General features: G+C 44.5%; 20 protein-coding genes. 1 reads left to right on the top strand and 19 read right to left on the bottom strand.

The window, feature by feature from the left end; translation table 11 throughout:
- Positions 1-122: 122 nt before the first annotated feature.
- The 9 genes from dinG to MKY93_RS07115 all read right to left on the bottom strand — a co-directional run bounded on the left by dinG (position 123) and on the right by MKY93_RS07115 (position 9,821).
- Positions 123-2,897, bottom strand: a complete 2,775-nt coding sequence (gene dinG, locus MKY93_RS07155; RefSeq protein ID WP_340758631.1) for an ATP-dependent DNA helicase DinG — start codon at positions 2,895-2,897, stop codon at positions 123-125.
- A 133-nt stretch (positions 2,898-3,030) separates the two neighbouring features.
- Positions 3,031-3,414 (bottom strand): aspartate 1-decarboxylase, encoded by a 384-nt coding sequence (gene panD / locus MKY93_RS07150; protein ID WP_040758169.1) that lies wholly within the window; start codon positions 3,412-3,414, stop codon positions 3,031-3,033.
- The gene (panC, locus tag MKY93_RS07145) at positions 3,407-4,288 is read right to left on the bottom strand and encodes a pantoate--beta-alanine ligase (protein ID WP_009497117.1); all 882 of its coding nucleotides are present in this window, start codon (positions 4,286-4,288) and stop codon (positions 3,407-3,409) included. The genes panD and panC overlap by 8 nt, the downstream gene beginning before the upstream one ends.
- A complete protein-coding gene (gene panB / locus MKY93_RS07140) occupies positions 4,285-5,124 on the bottom strand; it encodes a 3-methyl-2-oxobutanoate hydroxymethyltransferase (RefSeq protein WP_340758630.1) in 840 nt (279 codons plus the stop codon). Before panB ends, panC begins: the two co-directional genes overlap by 4 nt.
- A 244-nt stretch (positions 5,125-5,368) precedes the next feature.
- On the bottom strand, positions 5,369-6,352 hold the full coding sequence (locus MKY93_RS07135) for a biotin--[acetyl-CoA-carboxylase] ligase (RefSeq protein WP_340758629.1): 984 nt from the start codon (positions 6,350-6,352) through the stop codon (positions 5,369-5,371).
- Positions 6,330-7,520: a CCA tRNA nucleotidyltransferase gene (locus tag MKY93_RS07130; protein WP_009497120.1), complete on the bottom strand. Its 1,191-nt coding sequence runs from the start codon at positions 7,518-7,520 to the stop codon at positions 6,330-6,332. Before MKY93_RS07130 ends, MKY93_RS07135 begins: the two co-directional genes overlap by 23 nt.
- Positions 7,517-8,659 (bottom strand): N-acetyl-alpha-D-glucosaminyl L-malate synthase BshA, encoded by a 1,143-nt coding sequence (gene bshA / locus MKY93_RS07125; protein ID WP_009497121.1) that lies wholly within the window; start codon positions 8,657-8,659, stop codon positions 7,517-7,519. The genes MKY93_RS07130 and bshA overlap by 4 nt, the downstream gene beginning before the upstream one ends.
- A 26-nt stretch (positions 8,660-8,685) precedes the next feature.
- Entirely contained in the window at positions 8,686-9,486 is an 801-nt protein-coding gene (gene dapB, locus MKY93_RS07120; protein ID WP_221836798.1) for a 4-hydroxy-tetrahydrodipicolinate reductase, read from the bottom strand.
- Complete coding sequence (locus MKY93_RS07115; RefSeq protein ID WP_040758173.1) at positions 9,483-9,821, bottom strand: nucleotide pyrophosphohydrolase; 339 nt, start codon at positions 9,819-9,821, stop codon at positions 9,483-9,485. The genes dapB and MKY93_RS07115 overlap by 4 nt, the downstream gene beginning before the upstream one ends.
- 159 nt (positions 9,822-9,980) lie before the next feature.
- On the opposite strand from MKY93_RS07115, the gene MKY93_RS07110 reads away from it, so the two are divergent.
- Positions 9,981-10,853: a YitT family protein gene (locus MKY93_RS07110; RefSeq protein ID WP_078816471.1), complete on the top strand. Its 873-nt coding sequence runs from the start codon at positions 9,981-9,983 to the stop codon at positions 10,851-10,853.
- Between the two features lie 63 nt (positions 10,854-10,916).
- On the opposite strand, the gene MKY93_RS07105 is transcribed toward MKY93_RS07110, so the two are convergent.
- From MKY93_RS07105 to MKY93_RS07060, 10 genes are all read right to left on the bottom strand, one after another.
- The gene (locus MKY93_RS07105) at positions 10,917-11,606 is read right to left on the bottom strand and encodes a zinc metallopeptidase (RefSeq protein ID WP_427726471.1); all 690 of its coding nucleotides are present in this window, start codon (positions 11,604-11,606) and stop codon (positions 10,917-10,919) included.
- 44 nt (positions 11,607-11,650) lie between these two features.
- Entirely contained in the window at positions 11,651-12,262 is a 612-nt protein-coding gene (locus MKY93_RS07100) for a DUF1405 domain-containing protein (RefSeq protein ID WP_009497126.1), read from the bottom strand.
- A 100-nt stretch (positions 12,263-12,362) separates the two neighbouring features.
- Complete coding sequence (locus MKY93_RS07095) at positions 12,363-13,130, bottom strand: menaquinol-cytochrome c reductase cytochrome b/c subunit (protein WP_009497127.1); 768 nt, start codon at positions 13,128-13,130, stop codon at positions 12,363-12,365.
- A gap of 51 nt (positions 13,131-13,181) precedes the next feature.
- Positions 13,182-13,856 (bottom strand): menaquinol-cytochrome c reductase cytochrome b subunit, encoded by a 675-nt coding sequence (qcrB, locus tag MKY93_RS07090; protein ID WP_009497128.1) that lies wholly within the window; start codon positions 13,854-13,856, stop codon positions 13,182-13,184.
- A gap of 22 nt (positions 13,857-13,878) precedes the next feature.
- Positions 13,879-14,382, bottom strand: a complete 504-nt coding sequence (locus MKY93_RS07085) for a QcrA and Rieske domain-containing protein (RefSeq protein WP_040758175.1) — start codon at positions 14,380-14,382, stop codon at positions 13,879-13,881.
- 424 nt (positions 14,383-14,806) lie between these two features.
- Positions 14,807-15,256: a DUF2487 family protein gene (locus tag MKY93_RS07080; RefSeq protein WP_078816995.1), complete on the bottom strand. Its 450-nt coding sequence runs from the start codon at positions 15,254-15,256 to the stop codon at positions 14,807-14,809.
- Positions 15,257-15,342: 86 nt separating this feature from the next.
- Positions 15,343-15,897, bottom strand: a complete 555-nt coding sequence (locus MKY93_RS07075; protein WP_009497131.1) for a ReoY family proteolytic degradation factor — start codon at positions 15,895-15,897, stop codon at positions 15,343-15,345.
- A 1-nt stretch (position 15,898) separates the two neighbouring features.
- Positions 15,899-17,164, bottom strand: coding sequence for a tetratricopeptide repeat protein (locus MKY93_RS07070; RefSeq protein WP_340758628.1), 1,266 nt, complete (start codon positions 17,162-17,164; stop codon positions 15,899-15,901).
- A gap of 27 nt (positions 17,165-17,191) precedes the next feature.
- Entirely contained in the window at positions 17,192-18,487 is a 1,296-nt protein-coding gene (aroA, locus tag MKY93_RS07065; RefSeq protein ID WP_078816469.1) for a 3-phosphoshikimate 1-carboxyvinyltransferase, read from the bottom strand.
- A gap of 33 nt (positions 18,488-18,520) precedes the next feature.
- Positions 18,521-19,633 (bottom strand): prephenate dehydrogenase, encoded by a 1,113-nt coding sequence (locus tag MKY93_RS07060; RefSeq protein WP_078816468.1) that lies wholly within the window; start codon positions 19,631-19,633, stop codon positions 18,521-18,523.
- Positions 19,634-19,641: the final 8 nt, after the last annotated feature.

Raw genomic sequence — 19,641 nt, 5'->3', positions numbered from 1 at the left:
TTTTGCATCATCCAATTCAAGCGCCAGCCTCTCGGGTCGTTTCGGACTTAAAATAAAGGTAAGAAGCACCTTTATTTTTAAGCCCTCCAACGCCTGTCGAGGCTAGACGGTGCTTTACACTTTCATAAATCAGTATAACAATTTTCTATCTCATTCACCAGACTCTCTAGCGATACTTTTTTTACATGAGACTGTGGTAATGCATTCAAGAATGATTTGCCGTATGATTTTGTATCGATTCGCCGATCTAGGATGATGAAAAATCCTTGTTCATCTGAAGAGCGGATCAGTCGGCCGAATCCTTGTCGGAATCTAAGGATTGCTTCCGGCAAGCCGAGGTGTGTGAATGCATTTTTTTGCTCTGCCTGCAATGCAGCAGAACGCGCTTTAAAGAGAGGTTCTTCAGGAGAGGTGAACGGCAATCTCACGACGACAACAGCTGACAGCTCATCACTCGGAACATCAACGCCTTCCCAGAAACTTGTCGTTCCAAACAGAATCGCTTTCTCTGATTGTTTGAATGTCTTAAGAAGCTTGTGCCGACTGCCTGAACTTACGCCTTGCGCTATTAATGTATATTCATCCTGTAACGATTCGCTATCCACGATTTCTTCGTATGTTTTCTTCAGCATATCGTGGGATAGGAACAGAGCAAACACACGTCCATCAATCGCGACGGCCGTCTGAATCAAGGCATCAGCAACGGCCGCAATGTATTCGTCGTCTGAAACTTGCTGTATATCCGGCATATCCTCAACAATAAACGTATTCGCCCCTGCATAAAAATCGCTTGGCGCATCAAATACATGAATCGGAACCGTTTCAGGCACACCCATTTGATCCAACACAAATCGTTCGTCCTGACCTGCTGTTAACGTACCGGACGTCCAGACGATCCCCGCCTGCCCTTCAAATTGATCAATGAATGAACGGACAACGGAAGCTGCATGAATCGGGCTCTTTTTAATCTGCAAACTCCCAGGCAAGCTTCTGCTGTCTCTTTCCATCCAAATTGTCATATGAGACTCGGTATCCTCCAAAAAAAGCTCTACCCAATCCCCTGCTTTTATTTTCATTTCATCCAACCAATACAGCCATTCATTCAGCGCGGCTTGTTCGTCAAGTGTCAGTTCACTCGCGTGCTGCTGTACAGGTCTGATATAGTTTTCTGCGGCATGCAAAAACTCATTCAATTTCCGCAGCACCACACGGAAGCTTTCATGTTGCAGCAAACGCTTCTTCAGGGTTTTCACTGAACGTGTCGTCCGACGGTTCTCCTGCTCCATTTTCGTGTTCGCCAAGATCAGCATTGACTCATCAAAAGCAAGCATGAACGCGTCATACGCACTCTGCAGTTTTTCAGTGGAATGCCTATGGTTGAAATGAAAACGCGTCAGGATCTCTTGTATATCAAAAAGCAATTGCCCATTGCTGAATGAATTCAATTGGCTCATCACGTACTTCCAATTTGTAAAGGAGAAAACTTGCTCCTGCGTTCGAATGGCCGCTTGATACAATTGATGTGCCTCATCGATCACAAGTCCTCCCACCGACTGGAACAGGGGCGTGTGTCGCTCTTTGTCGTTCATCAGCATCGCGTGATTCGTCAACAATAGCATCGAATTTCGGCAACGCTCCAAAGTCCGCGAATAAAAATCGACCACTCGCTCATCCCGTTTCAACTTCATGGAACGCTTGCGAATTCGGTCTATAAACAGCTGACCGCCCCCTGAAACATTCACTTCATCCAAATCACCTGTTGTCGTCTCCGTCAGCCAGACCAGCACTTGCATGATCGTTATGGAGTCATCATAGACCTCATCATTGAAACGTAATAACTCTTCAAACTTTCCGAATGAAATGTAATTCGCCATTCCTTTGACAACAGTAGTCGGAATGTTCATTTGCAACGCTTTACCAAGATTCTGCACTTCCTCCGCTAACATGTCGACCAAATGGTTTGTGTAGGTGCTTATGACGATCGGTTTTTTCGTAGCAGACGCCTGAATAATTGAAGGGATCAAATAGCCCATTGTTTTTCCAACACCTGTCGGAATCTCGACAGCTACTTGTTTCTTCTCTACAAAAGCCTGCCATGTCAAATCCATTAATTCGGCTTGACCTCTTCTCACATGATACTTGGCATTGATCTTCTGTAAAAATTGTTCTTTTGTTTCGTCACTCGAAGGAAATGTCGGCAGCTCAGTAGGACATGGTGCCATCTCCTGTTCTTTCCGATAAGGAATCCCACGAAACAATGAATACTCTTTAGCAGTTTCTTTGCTTTGTACAGAGCGCAGTCCTTCATAAAACAATGTCGACAGATCCGATTTCATTGCAAATGAACGTTCATGCAGCCGACCGAGCGTTTCTTTCGGCAAATCATGGATCTTAGCCAATGCTTTTAAAAAGAATTCTGCAGTAGCTTTTGCATCATCGTCTGCTCGATGTGCTTGGTGCAGTGGTATGTTCAGAGCTTCCGCAATATCCTGCAATCGATATCCCGGCAATGTCGGATATAAAATCTTCGCAAGCTCCACCGTATCGATTTTCTTACCCTGCCACTTCGATACCCCGCAGCGCACGAGTTCTTTTTGTAAGAAGGAAACATCAAAGTCGGTATTATGTGCAACAAACACACACCCCGCAAGCATATACGCCACCTCCTCGGCAATCTCTTCAAAAGGAGGCGCGTCCGCTACATCTTCATCACCGATTGAAGTCAGTTGATGGATGAATGGTGGAATGGTGCGTTGCGGATGAACATAACGCATATATGTATCGATAATTTGATTGTTTTCAATAAAGACTATAGCAATTTGAATGATCCGGTCGCCTTTTGAAGGTGAGTGACCCGTTGTTTCCAGATCAACAACTGCATATTTGCTTGTAGACATACCATCATCAACTTCCTGTATTGGTTTCTCTAGCAAATTGTATCATACTTGGATCAGCTACTCACGTCTTCCCTCTACCCAAAAAGAAGAGAACCCATTTGAAGTTTCTCAAATAAGTTCCCTTTTTGCATTCCTAGAGAAGAGCGACGCCAGGCTTCTCGGTAATCAGCTCTTTTATGCGATTATTTTCATCCATGATTAGGACATTCGGCTGATGTACGCGTGCTTCTTCATCAGATAAATAGACATAATTCAAGATGATGACAATATCTCCCGGCTGCACGAGACGCGCTGCCGCTCCGTTGACACAGATCACGCCACTGTCTCGTTCCCCTTCGATAATATACGTTTCAAAGCGTGCACCATTATTATTATTGACGATCTGCACTTTTTCATTCGGCAACATGCCGGCGGCTTCGAGTAATGCTGCATCGATGGTAATGCTGCCCACATAATTCAGATTGGCTTCCGTAACAGTTGCGCGGTGGATTTTTCCATTCATCATCGTTCTAATCATTTTTCTCATCCTTTATGGTTGACATAATAATATTATCTATTAATCGTGTTGAAGTGAATTTCACAGCTGCCGCGATAATAACTTCCTCCGCTTCACTGAAATTTTCATCCAATGAAGGATAAGCTAGCGCGGTCACATAGTCGATCGTTCCTGACGTGTCTTTTTCAATAGCCGTCCGAATGATCTTTTCTACTTCTTGCAATGGTACTCCGTCATAGTAACTTTTCTTTCCAAGACTTAATGCTTTATAAATCGCGCTTGCTTCACTCCGCTCCTGTTCTGTCAAACGAACATTTCGGGAGCTTTTCGCAAGCCCGTCTGTTTCCCGTACCGTGGGAACACGGGAGATCACCGTCCGTAAATTAAAATCACGCACGAACGTTTCAATGATCGCCAACTGCTGCGCATCTTTCATTCCGAAATATGATTCATCCGGATCAATGATATTAAATAGTTTCAACAACACTTTCAACACGCCATCGAAATGGCCGGGTCTGGATGCACCGCATAGACGCGTCGCTTGCTCTCCAGGAAGGATACGAATCGTGCTCTTATTAGGATACATCTCTTCTACAGATGGGATAAATAAATAATCGACGCCCGCTGCAGATGCAAGGTCCGCATCACGTTGCTCGTTACGTGGATATGCTTCATAATCTTCACCAGGACCAAATTGCGCCGGGTTGACGAAAATGCTCATGACAACGATATCATGATCTCTTCTCGCATGTTCCACCAGCGTCAGATGACCTTCATGAAGAAAACCCATCGTTGGCACAAAACCAACTGTACGGCCATTGCGCTGTTTTGGGTTCACTATAGCTTGCAGCTCATTCACCGTGCGGACGATTCGCATCGTACCAGCCGCATTCATAACTTTTTACCTCCGTATAAAGCATCGAGTTCTTCTTCTTTCATCGTGAAGCGATGGCTTTCGGAAGGGAATGACCCCTCTTTCACGGCCATATTATAGAGCTTTATTGCTCCTTCGATATCTTTACCTACATCGGCATAGCTTTCTACAAACTTCGGCAATTTGTGATTACCATAGCGAACCATGTCATGGAACACAAGTACTTGTCCATCGGTATCTGCACCGGCCCCGATACCGATGATCGGAATCGAAACGGCCTGCGCCACTTCTTTTGCCAGTTGGAAAGGAATGCATTCCAAGACAATCATGAACGCACCAGCCGCTTCACATGCTTTTGCATCCTCGATCAATTGTTTCGCTGCTGCAGCTGTCTTGCCCTGTACTCTATATCCGCCAGTAACACCTGCCGACTGAGGAAGGAGCCCCAAGTGCCCACAGACCGGAATTCCAGCAGACGTCAGTAAATTGATTTTATCAACTACTGCACCGCTGCCTTCTACCTTTAGCGCGTTCGCAGCTGTTTCTTGGAATAAGCGCAGTGCATGCTGTAGTGTAGTATCCTCCGATCCGTGATACGTACCGAACGGCATATCGACAATAACAAATGTTTCTTTAGCGCCTCGTCTAACCGCTTTTCCGTGATGAATCATTTCTTCTAACGTCACAAGTGCTGTAGAATCATAGCCCAATACGACCATCCCAAGAGAATCGCCGACGAGAAGTACATCGACCCCCGCTTGTTCTGCGATTTGTGCTGTTGGAAAATCATAAGCCGTCAGCATGCTGATCTTTTCACCAGCGACTTTCATCTTTGAAAAATCCGTTGTTGATTTCACTGTTCATCTTCTCCTTTTAACGAATTTCAGCGGGGGCTATTTATCTTTAAAACAAAAATAAAACCCTGCTGATCCAAATTTGGACAGAAGGGTTGCGTAAGCGTACATAAATTGCGTCCTCCGTCCCTGTCTTTGCAGATCAAGGCAGATCTCATCACTATTTCATTTTCAAAACAGGTGCAGCTCTTCAATGATACCGCCCTTCGATGTATACTATATCAAAACAGTAAGATTCTGTATAGTTTTAATTTTTCACTTCAATATCGGCAGAGTAAATTCCCCGGACCGATCCGTCAGCCAGTTGTAGCTCCAACATTCCTTCTGCCGAAATACCAAGTGCCACGCCTTCAACAGTTTCGTTCACCATATTGGCCCGGACACGCTTGCCTGTTATCGAGGCATAGCTTTCCCACAATAGTTTTATAGGAGCAAAACCTTTCTCCACATAAAGTGATGTGTATTGCTCCAAGTACTCCAAGATTTTGGCCACCAGTTTTGCCCGATCAACTTCTTCGCCTTTTTCAATTTTCAATGAAGTAGCAATCGATTGCAACTCTTCCGGGAAATCCGTCAGCTCTTGGTTAACGTTAATGCCCATGCCAAGAATAACAGCTTTTATACGGTCTGGGTCAGCTTGCAGCTCCGTCAAAATGCCCGTCACTTTTTTATTGTTGATCAGAATATCATTTGGCCACTTAATGACCGGATGGATATCGGTTATGTCTTCAATCGCACGCACAATCGCGACAGCAGCCACAAGAGTAAGCTGCGGAGCTTGTTGAGGCGCAAGATTCGGTCGGATGATCAGACTCATCCAAATGCCTCGTCCTGCATTTGACGTCCAAGGTCTAGCAAGTCGGCCTTTCCCCGCTGTCTGTTCTTCCGAAATGATCAACGTCCCGTCCTCTACACCGTTTTGTGCTTCTTCGTGGGCAATTTTCTGGGTCGTTGGACAGGTTTTAAAATAATGGATCGTCTGACCGTATGTTTTCGTTTCTAAATGCTCGTGAATATTGGCCTGATTGACAATGTCAGGAATTTCAATTAAATAATAGCCTTTTTTACGCAACGAGCCAATTTCATAGCCCTCTTCTTCTAATTCTTTAATGTATTTCCAAATTGCGGTGCGAGAAAGACCGAATTCATCGGCAATATCTTGTCCGGACACCGGTTTTCCCTGCGCAGCAAACAGTCTCTTCAACAGTTCATTCTTCACGGAAAATTTCATATAAAAACCATTCCTTTATCGCCTTTGCGTCGTTTTCAACTCTTCTTTCCACAACTGCTTCCTCAATCTTTCCAATCCATTCGCTCGTCCACTTCCCGCCACGCCGCCCCAACCAAACGAGCAGGTCATTGCCGGTGAACGCAAGCTCTGAACGCTGCTTGATCGGTAAATTGTTTTTCCGTTCGGCTAATTGTTCGAGAGTCCGTGTCGTTTCATCTGGAAATTGAGCATTATGGATTCTTTCACCAATGTCAAGCACTTCCAAAGGATATCGATAAAGTTCGAGATCTTGGAACGAATGATCGACCCGGATGGCAGATGCTTCCTCTATTTGCTTTAGAAAACGTTTCTCTTCGTTCGAAAGTTTAAATTTCCTCGCGAACTCTGCCGACGAAACATTACTGAGCAAGAGCATCGCAGCCCAGCCATGACGTGCATTCAAAAAAGGTGTGAACGAATCCAGCTGAGCAAAAGAAGAAAATAATTTTGGGAAAAGCGTCGGCAATCCGATTTCCCTGCTGTATTGGAAAGCGATCGAAGAGTTTTTCCCTTGCAATAATTTATCCATTTCTACTTTGATGCGCTCCATGGCGATATGACTCAATTCATGTGCCAGCTTTTTCATCGCTTCCAAAGTCTTTTCCTCGATTCGGAAATCCAAAACAGACGAAAAGCGTAATGCCCGAAAAATTCTCAATGCATCCTCGCTAAATCGTTCAGCCGGACAACCTACAGAGCGGATCAAGCGCTTCTCCAGGTCGTCAAGCCCTCCGAATAAATCGACCATTTCACCTTCCAGCGTCATTGCCAGCGCATTAATCGTAAAATCACGACGTTGTAAGTCTTCTTTCAGTGAAGTGACATAAAAGACTTCGTCGGGTCTCCGATGGTCGCTATAAGTACCTTCCGTCCGAAAGGTAGTGACTTCAATCGGTTCATCCATCATGAGAACTAACACCGTTCCATGTGCGATGCCTATATCGATTGTATGGTCAAATACCTCTTTGACTTGTTCAGGCGTAGCAGACGTTGCGATATCGATATCGGTAGGCTCCTTGCCTAACGCAAAATCTCGCACTGCTCCTCCGACAAATACAGCTTCGTAGCCCGCCGATTGTAATTGCTGAACCACTTCACGACTCGCAAGTGAACCAAAAGAAGTTGTCATTTCATCTCCGCCACTTCATAATATAATGCTTCGTATTGTGAAACGATGTATTCTGAACTAAAATGTTGTTGCACAGTCAGTTCCGCGTTTTCCTGCATTTGCTTATACAGCTGATCGTCCGTTAAAAGCTGAGAAACTTTCTCCGCAACCGCTTGTACATCACCCAATTCGACAAGAAAACCATTATAACCGTCTTCCACCACTTCCGGTATGCCGCCGATTGCCGTTGCAACGGCAGGGACTCTGCACGCGAAAGCTTCGAGTAAGACAAGCCCGAACGCTTCCTTTTCTGATAGCAGCAACATGACATCGCTCTCCGACAGCAGCTCTGGCAGGTCGTCCCGTTTACCTAAGAATAAAATGTCTTCCTGAAGTCCAGCCTTCTGCACATCCTGCTCCAACTCAAATTTTTCTGGTCCCTCGCCAACTAACAGCAATTTGACGTTATGCTTCCGGCGGATTAATTCAAAGCTTTCAATGATGTCGGGAATACACTTCACTTTCCTGAAGTTCGAAATATGAATCAATATTTTTTCATCCGGCGCAATCCCAAGCTCTTCGCGCAGGTATACCGTTTCATGCGGAAAATATTTTTCTTCGTCGATAAAATTATAGATCGTTTCGATTTCTGTCGTCGGATGCAGCAGTTCAATCGTTTCGTTTTTTAGTGAATCTGAAACTGCTGTGACTCGATCTGATTTATTGATTCCATATGATAATGTGTTTTTCAGCGCGGGGTCATAACCTAAAATGGTGACATCCGTCCCATGAAGTGTCGTGATGATTCCGATCGCCGAGTCTGCCATATCTTTAGCCAAAACTGCGGAAATCGCATGTGGTACAGCATAATGAACGTGCAGTAAGTCAAGCCCTTCAGTTTGAATAACCTGCGCAATGCGGTTAGCGAGCGCGATATCATAGGGTGGATACTTAAACACAGCATACCCTTCAATTTTCACTTCATGAAATTGGATATTCGGATGGGCATCCAGAAAACGGAAAGGCTTGCTGGATGTTATATAGTGCATTTCATGACCTTTATCTGCCATTTTCTTCCCAAGTTCTGTTGCCACCACTCCCGAACCACCTAATGAGGGATAACAAATCACGCCTACTTTTAATCTTCTTTGTTGTTGCATACGTTCAACCGCCTCACTGCCGAAGTTTAGTCGATAATCTTTTCTAGTCCGTAAACGAACTGTGTTGTCGAGACCGCTTCACGAATAGCCAGCAAAATCCCTGGCATGAATGATTTCCGATCGAATGAATCATGACGTATCTTCAGCAGTTCGCCTTCTCCTCCAAGTAATACTTCTTGATGCGCAAGCAGCCCGGGAAGTCGGATACTATGGATTTTCATTCCTTCTATATCTGCGCCTCTAGCTCCCGGAATCGTTTCCTGCTCTTCAGGATGCCCTTGAATATGCGCTGCACGCACCTCCCGAATCATCTCGGCTGTTTTGACTGCTGTGCCGGACGGAGAATCCAGTTTACGGTCGTGATGCATTTCGAGTATTTCGATGTCGCCTAAATAGCGGGCTGCCTGCTGGGCAAATTTCATCATCAATACAGCACCGATCGAAAAGTTCGGCGCAATGATACAGCTTTTCTGCCGTTCCTTCGAAAGTCTCTCTAAATCCGTTAACATTTCCGCTGTCAGGCCAGACGTCCCGATGACGACATGCATGCCGAGTGTTAATGCCTCACTTGCGTTTACGAAAACAGCATCTGGATCCGTGACGTCGAGCAAGATATCGGGATTATGTGCTGCTTTTAATGCAGTTAGTGATGTATAAATCGGTATCCCATCTTCCATTTCTGTTACCGTTTCATTATGTAAAAATTGGCCATCATATTTGTAATCGAGTGCTGCCACCACTTCTATATCAGCTGCTTCATTCGCGGCCAGAACTGCTGTGCCACCCATTCGTCCGCGTGCGCCAGCTATCGCTAATTTAATCGTCATTCCATTTCCTCCTTTTTCGTCCATCGATTCGCATCTCGAGTGTTGAATTTCGTCAGTACATTTTCAAGTGCTTCCGTTAAATCTATGTTTTGCGAGTTAGCGAAGCAAATCAGGACAAACAATAGGTCGCCTGTTTCTTCTTCAAGTGTCCGTACGGCTTCCGAAGATTTTTTCTTCTTCATACCATAGCGATCTTGAACTTCACGAGATAATTCGCCTAGCTCTTCCGTCAATCTTGCCATTAGTTCCATTGGAGGAAAATAGCCTTCTTTAAAACTTGTTATGTATGCATCAACATCTTGTTGTAATTGTACCATTGATTTGGATGGTTCCATTACTATATCAACTCCCCTTTCTATCGTATGCATTCTACTCACTATTGTCAAAATAAAATATTTAGCACATACTGTCTATATTGGTCAAATCGCGGGGAAAGATTACTATTTGAGCAGGCGCGTGATTTGTGCTTAGGTCCTGCATAAGGAGTGTTGTCGTTGTTTTCTGGCATCCGTATTCGCAATATATTGTTAATCTTACTTGGTGCAGCCATTTTTAGTTTTGGGCTCGTCAACTTCACGATTCAGCATGAATTGGCGGAAGGTGGATTCACTGGGATTACACTGATTTTGCTATTTGCGTTTCAATGGGATCCTGCTCTAATGAACTTGGTGCTAAATATTCCGATGTTTTTTCTTGGGTGGAAGATGCTGGGTAGAAGATCTTTCATATATACGGTAATTGGAACGGTTGCTGTTTCGGTATTCATCAAAATTTTCATGAAGTATCAAATGCAGATTCATATGGAGGGCGATTTGTTTCTTGTTTCTTTATTCGCCGGTGTTTTTATCGGTGTCGGCCTCGGTATTATCTTTAGAAGCGGCGGTACGACTGGCGGCTCGGACATCATTGCACGGCTCGCTCATAAGAAGTTCGGCATCACAATGGGAAAAACGATGTTTGCATTTGATGCAGTTGTTATTTTACTGAGCTGGGCGGTTTATTTGGATTATCGTTCCATGATGTATACGTTGGTCGCTTTATTTGTCGGCGCCCGGGTCATTGACTTCGTGCAGGAAGGTGCTTACTCGGCGAGAGGGGCATTTATCGTCACGAATTATCCAGATGAAATGGCGGAAATGATTGGCACTGTCATGGGCAGAGGCGTGACGGTATTTAAAGGATATGGACATTTTTCAAAGGAAGACCGTGAAATCCTTTACTGTGTAGTTGGGAAAAACGAAATGATCCGACTGAAAAACATCATCAACTCTGTCGATCCTGAAGCCTTTGTATCGTTAATGGAAGTTCATGACGTGATGGGAGAAGGCTTTACATTGGACGAACAAAAACGTCCGATTCAAGATTAAAAAATCCGTCCGCTGACACTATGTCAGCGGACGGATTTTCATCGTACATGTTCATTTAAGTGATCAGTCGCGATTTACAAAAATCAGTACTAAACGCAGTAGCTCGAGAACAGCAACTGCAGTAGCAGCAACATACGTCATCGCAGCTGCGCTCAATACTTTCTTTGCATACGGTTCTTCGTCATTACGAATAACCCCTAATTCCACGATTTGATCCATCGCACGAGACGATGCGTTAAATTCCACAGGCAATGTAACAACTTGGAATACGACCCCAACAGCCATCAGCAAAATTCCGATCCCAAGCAATGAATTCATACTTGAGAAAATTAAACCGATCATGATGAAGACCCAGGATGCATTCGAAGTAAGATTCGCAACTGGTGCTAATCTGTGACGGAAACGCAGGAATGAATAGTCTTCCTTATCTTGAATCGCATGGCCCACTTCGTGTGCAGCTACCGCGGTACCTGCAACCGATGCTTCATGATAGTTACTTGAAGATAATGCAACAATCTTTGTCATCGGGTTATAGTGGTCACTTAAGAAACCTTTACTTTCCACTACTTTCACATCATGTAAACCATTTTGGTCCAAAATGAGACGAGCTACTTGTGCTCCAGTCATCCCTGACGTGGAACGTACTTTTGAGTATTTATTATATGTGCTTTTCACTTTAAATTGCGCATAGATAGGCAGCAATATGATCATACCAAAATAGAGCCAGAACACGTCAATCTCTCCCCTTTCTATCTTCTTCAATTTTATAATCTTTGTCGGCTTACTGCAACTTTTAACTACCGATTAGTTTGCAGCGGGTCCAATCTTGTTTTGAAGCTCCACATGGCAATTCCAATACATGCGATGGACAACCAAAACGTGAAGTATCCGATTTGTGGACTAAACTTCATCAAATCGTGATAAATCGGCATTTGACCAAAGACATAATCGATGACATCATTATGCAATGTCCAGATGGCGGCAATTGCAATGTGCCGCCCAGTGAATCGATAATTCGGTATATAGAGGACACCTTGAACAGCCATCGCAAAATGAGAACCAATGAGCATCCAGCCTACCCAACCGATCGAACCTGTTTCCGCTAATGTAAGAAAGTTCATTACGACTGCCCAGACGCCATACTTAACGAGCGTAATCAATGCGAGCGCTTCCATTAACTTGAAGTTTCGTTTCACTAACCAACCAATGATCGCCAAACAGAAAAACAAAGTAGCTGTCGGACTGTCGGGAACAAATATCCAAAATTTTGGTTCCGTTATTTCCAGCTGCCACATATACCAGTCATATCCGTATACCGTACCGAATATATTGATGAATAGAAGTATCCATAAAAATGATTTATGGGACAGGATGAACCACAGTTGCGTAAATAGGATGCGCAAAAACATACCCCCTCGTTTTTATTGCTGATTCTGTATGTATTATGATTATGCATCATTCAAACTGGATATATAGAAAAAAAGAGTCAGTTTCCTGACTCTTTTTTCATCAATCCGTATTCAAACCTTCAATGAACTCAGCAAGTACTTGAAGATCTTCATCCGAACCTTCCCATGTACCAGGAGGCATAGATCCACGGCCATCATGAGCAATTTCAATAATTTCATCTGCAGTCATGCCTGTGTTCGTCAACGGTAATCCCAAACCACCCTGGAATGAGTCCCCGTGACAGCCAATACAGGAAGAACCTTGATAAATCTCATAGCCCTCGGCTGTTTCATCAAATTCTACTTCATCAACGATCGCACCTTGAACTTTTGCTGCTTCCCAGTCGTGGTTCACAACGGACTCCCAAGTCAAGTAGAACATCGCCAAGAATGAAAGAATCATGAAGCCTGTTGGCAATGGACGCTTAAACGGACGTCGCTCTTTCGTCGTATCCGTGAAAGGAACCAGCATTAATGCCATAAATGCCAAACCAGGAATGATGATCGCACCGATCACGTTATAAGGACCGGATGCGAATTCATATTTCAATAATTGATACATGAATAGGAAATACCAGTCTGGAACCGGTATATACATTGTATCCGTCGGGTCCGCTTGACGCTCAAGCGGTGACGGGTGTGCAAGTGTGACGATTAGGTAACCGATCAAGAAGATCGCTCCGATCATCCACTCTTTCAATAGAAAGTTTGGCCAGAATGCTTCGGTTTTACCCGGATATTCTGAGTAATCTTTTGGAGTGTTCGGCATTTTATTTGTAGCTTTGATGCGCGAATCTCCAACAAATTTCATCCCTTTTCCGCGGTGCATGTTATTCCCTCCTTCTTAAATTTCAGATGACCCTAACCAATAAATTGGTTCTTATAGTGGTCCGGAAATACCTTGTCTTCTGATCATGATAAAGTGTGCTGCAAGCAACCCAAGCAAAGCAGCCGGTAGGAAAAATACATGAATCGCGAAGAATCTTGTTAACGTCTGTGCACCTAATATCGTGGAATCACCCGCGAGAAGAATTTTAATCTGTTCTCCGATGAAAGGTACTGACGCGGCAATCTCAATCCCAACTTTTGTTGCGAATAGAGCCTTCATATCCCAAGGCAATAGATATCCTGTGAACCCTAGACCCATCATGACGCCGAAAATCATAACGCCGACGATCCAGTTCAATTCACGAGGTTTTTTATAAGACCCTGTAAAGAATACACGTAAAGTATGTAGGAACATCATGACGATAACTAACGAAGCTCCCCAGTGGTGCATCCCACGCACAAGTTCACCGAATGCAACATCATTTTGAAGGTAGAAAACTGATTTCCATGCGTTCTCGATATCCGGTGTATAATACATTGTCAGGAACATACCAGACAAGATTTGGATCACCGTTACGAAAAACGTCAAACCTCCGAAACAATAGATGAATGCAGAAAAATGATGTGCAGGGTTTACGTGCTCAGGTACTTCATGGTCAGCGATATCTCGCCAAATTGGAGTGATATCTAACCGTTCATCCACCCAATCATAAATTTTATTTAACACTACGGTCGTACCCCCTTACCCTTTAGACTAATGTGTTCGGTATTACTCCACCAAGATTGACAAACCCGTCGATGACTTCAACTTCATACTCATCAAGCGGTCCAAGCGGCGGTGTTCCTGGAATGTTATCACCATTTTTTTTGTAACGTCCTGCGTGACATGGGCAGAAAAACTCATTTTTATGCTCATCGCCTTCCCAGTTCACTGTACACCCAAGGTGCTTACAAACTGGAGAAAGTGCTATGACCTTGTCGCCTTCTTTGTAGACCCAAGCCGTGTTCGATACGTCAGAAGTATACCATGCGTCTTGTCGATCTTTGATTGTATAGTCTACGCGAACCGGAGTTTCAGTTAACTCGTCGGCTTTTTGTGGTGTCGGGATAAAATCCGAACCGCCAGCACTCGCCAATACAGGATCAATTGCGAAGCGAATCATCGGCATCAGCATCGCAGAAGCCATGAACCCACCAGTTCCCATTAGTGTATAGCTAAGGAACGTGCGTCTAGACACTTTATTGCTCATCAGTAATTTCCCTCCTCTTACTCCAAAGTCAGTCCCACGGACATTCTTTTGCTAATTGTAATACTAGGACATATCTATGATATATCAAGATGAAAGTAAATTCAATAATGCTTTTAGATGGCCTTTAAGTTTGTGAACAAATATTAAGATTTGGTGACAAACGAGAAAGGTTCTTTAATTTTTCTCAAATAGGTGGTTTGGATGAAATTCTTTCTTAACTGGACTGGGCTAGTATAAGTAAAATTTTAGCTAGCGGTCCGGGGATTTAGACCAAAGATGTGCTCGCAAAAGCCGTTCTTCGTTACAGCTTTCACTCTGGGTGGACGCTTTCCGCGGGGCGCGCGGTGAGCCCCCCCGGAAAGCGTACCGTCTGGAGCGCAAATCCCGGACCGCTCACTTCGTTAGCTTTTAATGTTCTAAAGCTGACTCACTGCACATTCCACTCTTCCATAAAGTGCGTAAGGACTTGTCTCAGTTGGTCTTCCATGATCGTTTGACGCAAATGGTTGTCCATTGTTTCTAACGGAATGGATGGCAGCCAGATCACTTTTTCTTCTAACGTCACAGACGTCCATTTCGAATCGGTTGTCAAGTAGAAGATGTGTGTGAAAGGCGATTGCTTGAGATCTTCCGACAGCGTATCTGCGAGTTGTTGGAGATCTGTTGACTGCGTGTACGAGACAGGAGGCAGGAACATCATTCTGCCTTTGAATTGCTTCTCGATGAACATCGATAGATTCATTAAAAACTCTGAGGAAGATGCGCTGTTTTTCATTGTTTCCGGCCTTGTATCAATTGAGATCAATGGCACTACGAGTGTATCGATATAATCTTTTTGACTGATATATGTATCCACATCTTTTGGTACCCAGTTCATTTTCTTCCCTCCCGTCATTGCTTCATAAGAGTTTAGCTCAAAATTTCCAGCAAGGCAAACCAATGACTCCACCGCGTTCGGTGAAGTCATTGGTTTTTGTCTTTTTTCATTTCGTTCAACAGAGCAGTCAAGCTGATAAAGAGCTCCCGGTCCCCATTATCAAGCGCTTCATCAATCCTCTTTAATAACATTTCATTGGTCATGAGCGTCACGCTTTCTTCAAGCAGGCGTTCGGCTATTTCCTGGTCTCTCTTTTTGGTCAGAATGTCTTCAGGCAGATATGGATTTTCTTCTGCAACACTCGCATACTCCGGACATTTATTGCTATCCCTGAAGTTCAATTGAATGAACATTTTTTCATCAGGATGCAACCGCAAATCGTGAAATGATTTCTCGGCATCTGCAGTCATTAAATTTCCTTTGTAAAATCGAAATGGGATACTGTCTACTTCTGTGGTGGAGATAATCATTGCCCGCGGACAGTGATGAGCCTCGTCTGTAAAGTGAACATTGGTCAACAAATGCTCATTGCTAAGAAGATAATTTAAAATCCATACACATTCCCGCCGCTTCAATCTGTAGCGTTTTAAAAACCACCTCAAAAAATCTTTTTTAGCGGTTACAGGAACCATGGCTTTCATTTCACACCTCCTCTTCAGATTGCGCTTCTAAGTATGCTGTCCACTCTTCTGCATCGGGAGCGATCTTGACGAGTTGTCGAATCACTCGCTGCGCTTCTGCGTGTTTGCCTTCCTCCAGTAAGAATTTCGCATAACTGTCTAAAAAGCCAGCATCTTCATTCATCCCATCATATGCTTTCCGGTACATTTCATATGCCTCTTTATATACTTCTGTCCGTTCATAAGCATACGCAAGGAATGCATGGAGGAGAGGGATCTCCAACTGATCGGCTTCTGAGTATGTCAGTAATTCGATTAACAGCTCATCTTCTTCCCTTTGGTTATACAAGGAAGCCAGAGTCACCAGCGCATCGATATATTCCGGATCAAGAACGAGTGCCTCTTTCAGATAGCGTTCAGCCTCTTCCGGCAACTGAAGTTTCAAAGCAGACTTTCCAGCAGCAAGCTGTAGCTCCTTATCAAATGTATCCCGCTCGATCCCCATTTTATAAAATTCCAAGGCTTTGTCATCTTCGTTCAACTGAGCATGACTTTGACCCGCAAGCATATAAGCGGAAAAATAATCAGGATCCATTTCAATCAACCGTTTTAATCGACTAATTGCATCAGCATAACGTTCGGTCTGATAATAGGCCAATCCTAGTCCAAACAGCTCTTCAGGATTCGTTTCCTGATTGAGCAACTCTTCATAGTACGGAATCGCTTCTTCGTATGCTGCACCCGCACTGTAGGCTTCCGCAAGGCGAGATGTCAATTTGACGCCTGCCAATTCTTCAGCCGTTTCGAGAAGCTTTTTATAGAGCCGTACCGCTTCACTGTACCGACCGGAATCCAACAGCAACTCTGCCTGGGCCAACTGGATGACTGGTTCATGCGGAGCCAACTCACTCGCTTCACGGACCTTGGCAAGCGCTGTTTCCGCCAGACCAACCATTTGATAATAGTCCGCCTGCGCAAGGAGTGCCTGCACATACTCTTCTTCATCCGGTCCAATTTCCGTCAATAAGAGCAATGCTTCATCTTCTTCACCCAATTCAAGCAATGCAGCGGCACGATCGATTTTCAACTGTGCTTCATCGGGAAAAACGAGCAGCAAGTGAGAGAAAATCCCATCTGCTTGCCCGATAAATCCATACTCGATCAAAAGATTTGCGACGTCATACAGAAGATCGTATTCCGTTGTAGCTTGAAGCTTTTCTATTCCATCGTTCAGGGCATTCAAGTCCCCATCCAATAAGAGCTGCTCCATATCTTGCAATGTATTCATTTTTTCACCTGAACTTTCTGTTGAACTTCATCCATTCGCGAGATTTGAAAGATCCTCGAAGAATTGCGGATAAGATATTGCGATGCATGAAGGATTTTCAATATGAACCGGACCAGAAGTGATCAAACCGGCAATCGCCGCCATCATTCCCAACCGATGATCGCCATACGATTGAAGGGTAGCACCAGTTAACGGCGTCGGTCCGTTGATGATCATACCATCGGGAGTTGTTTCAATGTCCGCACCAAGTTTGCGCAGTTCTGTTGCGACAGCTTCTATCCGATCGGTTTCTTTGACACGTAATTCTTCGGCATCCGTAATAATTGTTCTGCCTTTTGCTTGCGTGGCCAATAAAGCCAACACAGGAAGTTCGTCGATCAATCTCGGAATCAGCTCACCGCCAATTTCCATAGCGTTTAACTTCGAATACATAATTTTCACGGTACCGTAGCGTTCGCCAGAAAAACCTTGCTCCTGTGACTGCTCCAAACGCACGCCCATAGCCTTCAATACATCAAGTATACCTGTACGCGTCGGATTCAATCCAACCTTTTCGAATGATACTTCGCTATCTTCTACCATAGCGGCCGCTACCATGAAAAAAGCTGCGGATGAAATATCCCCAGGCACGACCACATCCGTCCCGGATAATTGCTGCCCGCCCTGAATGCGAATTGTCTTTCCTTCTTGTGTAAGCTCAGCACCAAACTGATTTAACATACGCTCTGTATGATCTCGTGAAACAACCATTTCAGTGACAGATGTTTCACCTTCTGCCTGAAGACCTGCCAGCAACACAGCGGATTTCACCTGTGCACTGGCAACAGGCATTTGGTAGTCAATTGCCGCAAGCTTTGTGCCGTGTACTGTCAACGGCAAGTAGTCATCGTGTTCATCACTTGTAATGTTAGCTCCCATTAACCCGAGTGGTCCAGTCACGCGTTTCATTGGACGTTTGGATAAATACTGATCTCCGCACATCGTTGAAGTAACAGGAGATCCGGATAAAATACCGAGCATAAGACGTGCAGTCGTTCCTGAATTACCTGCATCCAATGTTTCGGTCGGAGTTTGCCATGCGGAAATACCAGGACTATCCACTACAACATCCGTTCCTTCACGGGTAATCGATACGCCGAGTTTTCGAAACATATCGATTGTACTCAGACAATCTTCTCCATCCAAAAAACCTGAGATTGTCGTCTTTCCTGTAGCGATGGAACCGAGCATGACTGCACGATGAGAAATCGACTTATCTCCTGGCACTTGCAATGTTCCACGGAGGACAGGTCGTTCAAATGAAACCGTCTTTTGTTCTGACATACCGCTCTCCTCCTTTAAAAATACATGCATAAATCAAAGAACATGCATGGAATAATCCGTTGCTTGCGCCAGCACTTGCCGGGCTCGCTTGCGCTCAGCTGCCGATTGGAAGCTGATCACCAAAATCCCATAGACGTCCGTGCGTGTTTCCACAATCCGGATATTCGTCAAACTGATATCCGCGTCAGCCAGGATTTTTGTAATTTCAGAAATGATTCCTGGGTGGTCAGGTATATCAATATGCAAATCAAATGTCATATACAATGCACCTTGAACCGCTCCCTCATACGTTGAAGGCAGTTTATCCCGATACGTTTTAGCCTGAGAAAAGAAATCGAAAATTTGATCCGGGTTATTTTCTACAAGCATCGACCGAATAGTATTCATTTGGTCCAGCCAGCCATCCACTTGGGTGAGCAGTTCATCTCTATTTTGGATTGTGATGTCCCGCCACATAACAGGATCTGCAGATGCAATGCGAGTTAAGTCACGGAAACCGCCTGCCGCCAGCCTTTTGACAAAGGGCTGTTGCTCTTCTTGTGCAGCCAACCGGCCGACCAATGAAGAGGCAACAAGATGCGGAAAGTGACTGATAATGGCCGTCATCCGATCATGCTCTTCAGCCTGCAGCACGATGAGTTTCGCTTTCGTTGTTTCAAGCAACGTTTCAAGAAGCGTAATTTGATGTTCAGTCGTTGTTTTACTTGGAGTCAAAATATAATAGGCATTCTCAAAAAGATGTTCCATTGCTGCGGAAACACCACTTTTATGGGAACCCGCCATTGGATGGCCGCCAATGAAAGTAATGCCTTTTTCTTGTAGGGCGACAGCTGCATCCATGATTGGTTTCTTCGTGCTGCCGGTATCTGTGACAATCGCATGTTCTTTGAATGTCCACTCCAGTGCCTCTTCGAAAATCGCCACTGTCGTATTGACAGGCGTTGCGAAAATGACAAAGTCAGCCTGCTCACAGGCTGATTTTGCTGAAGGTGCAATTGTGTCAATGATGCCTCGTCGGAACGCTTCGTCAGCAGTCGCATACGAGCGGTCGAAACCAACTAGGTGAACATCTGGATTTCGTTTCAATGCGAGACCGAGTGATCCTCCGATCAATCCCAGTCCTATAATACTTACAGTCGTTTTCATCGTCATCT

Source organism: Sporosarcina sp. FSL W7-1283, assembly GCF_038003105.1.
Classification (GTDB): domain Bacteria; phylum Bacillota; class Bacilli; order Bacillales_A; family Planococcaceae; genus Sporosarcina; species Sporosarcina newyorkensis.
This window is presented reverse-complemented; position numbering and strand designations above follow the sequence as displayed.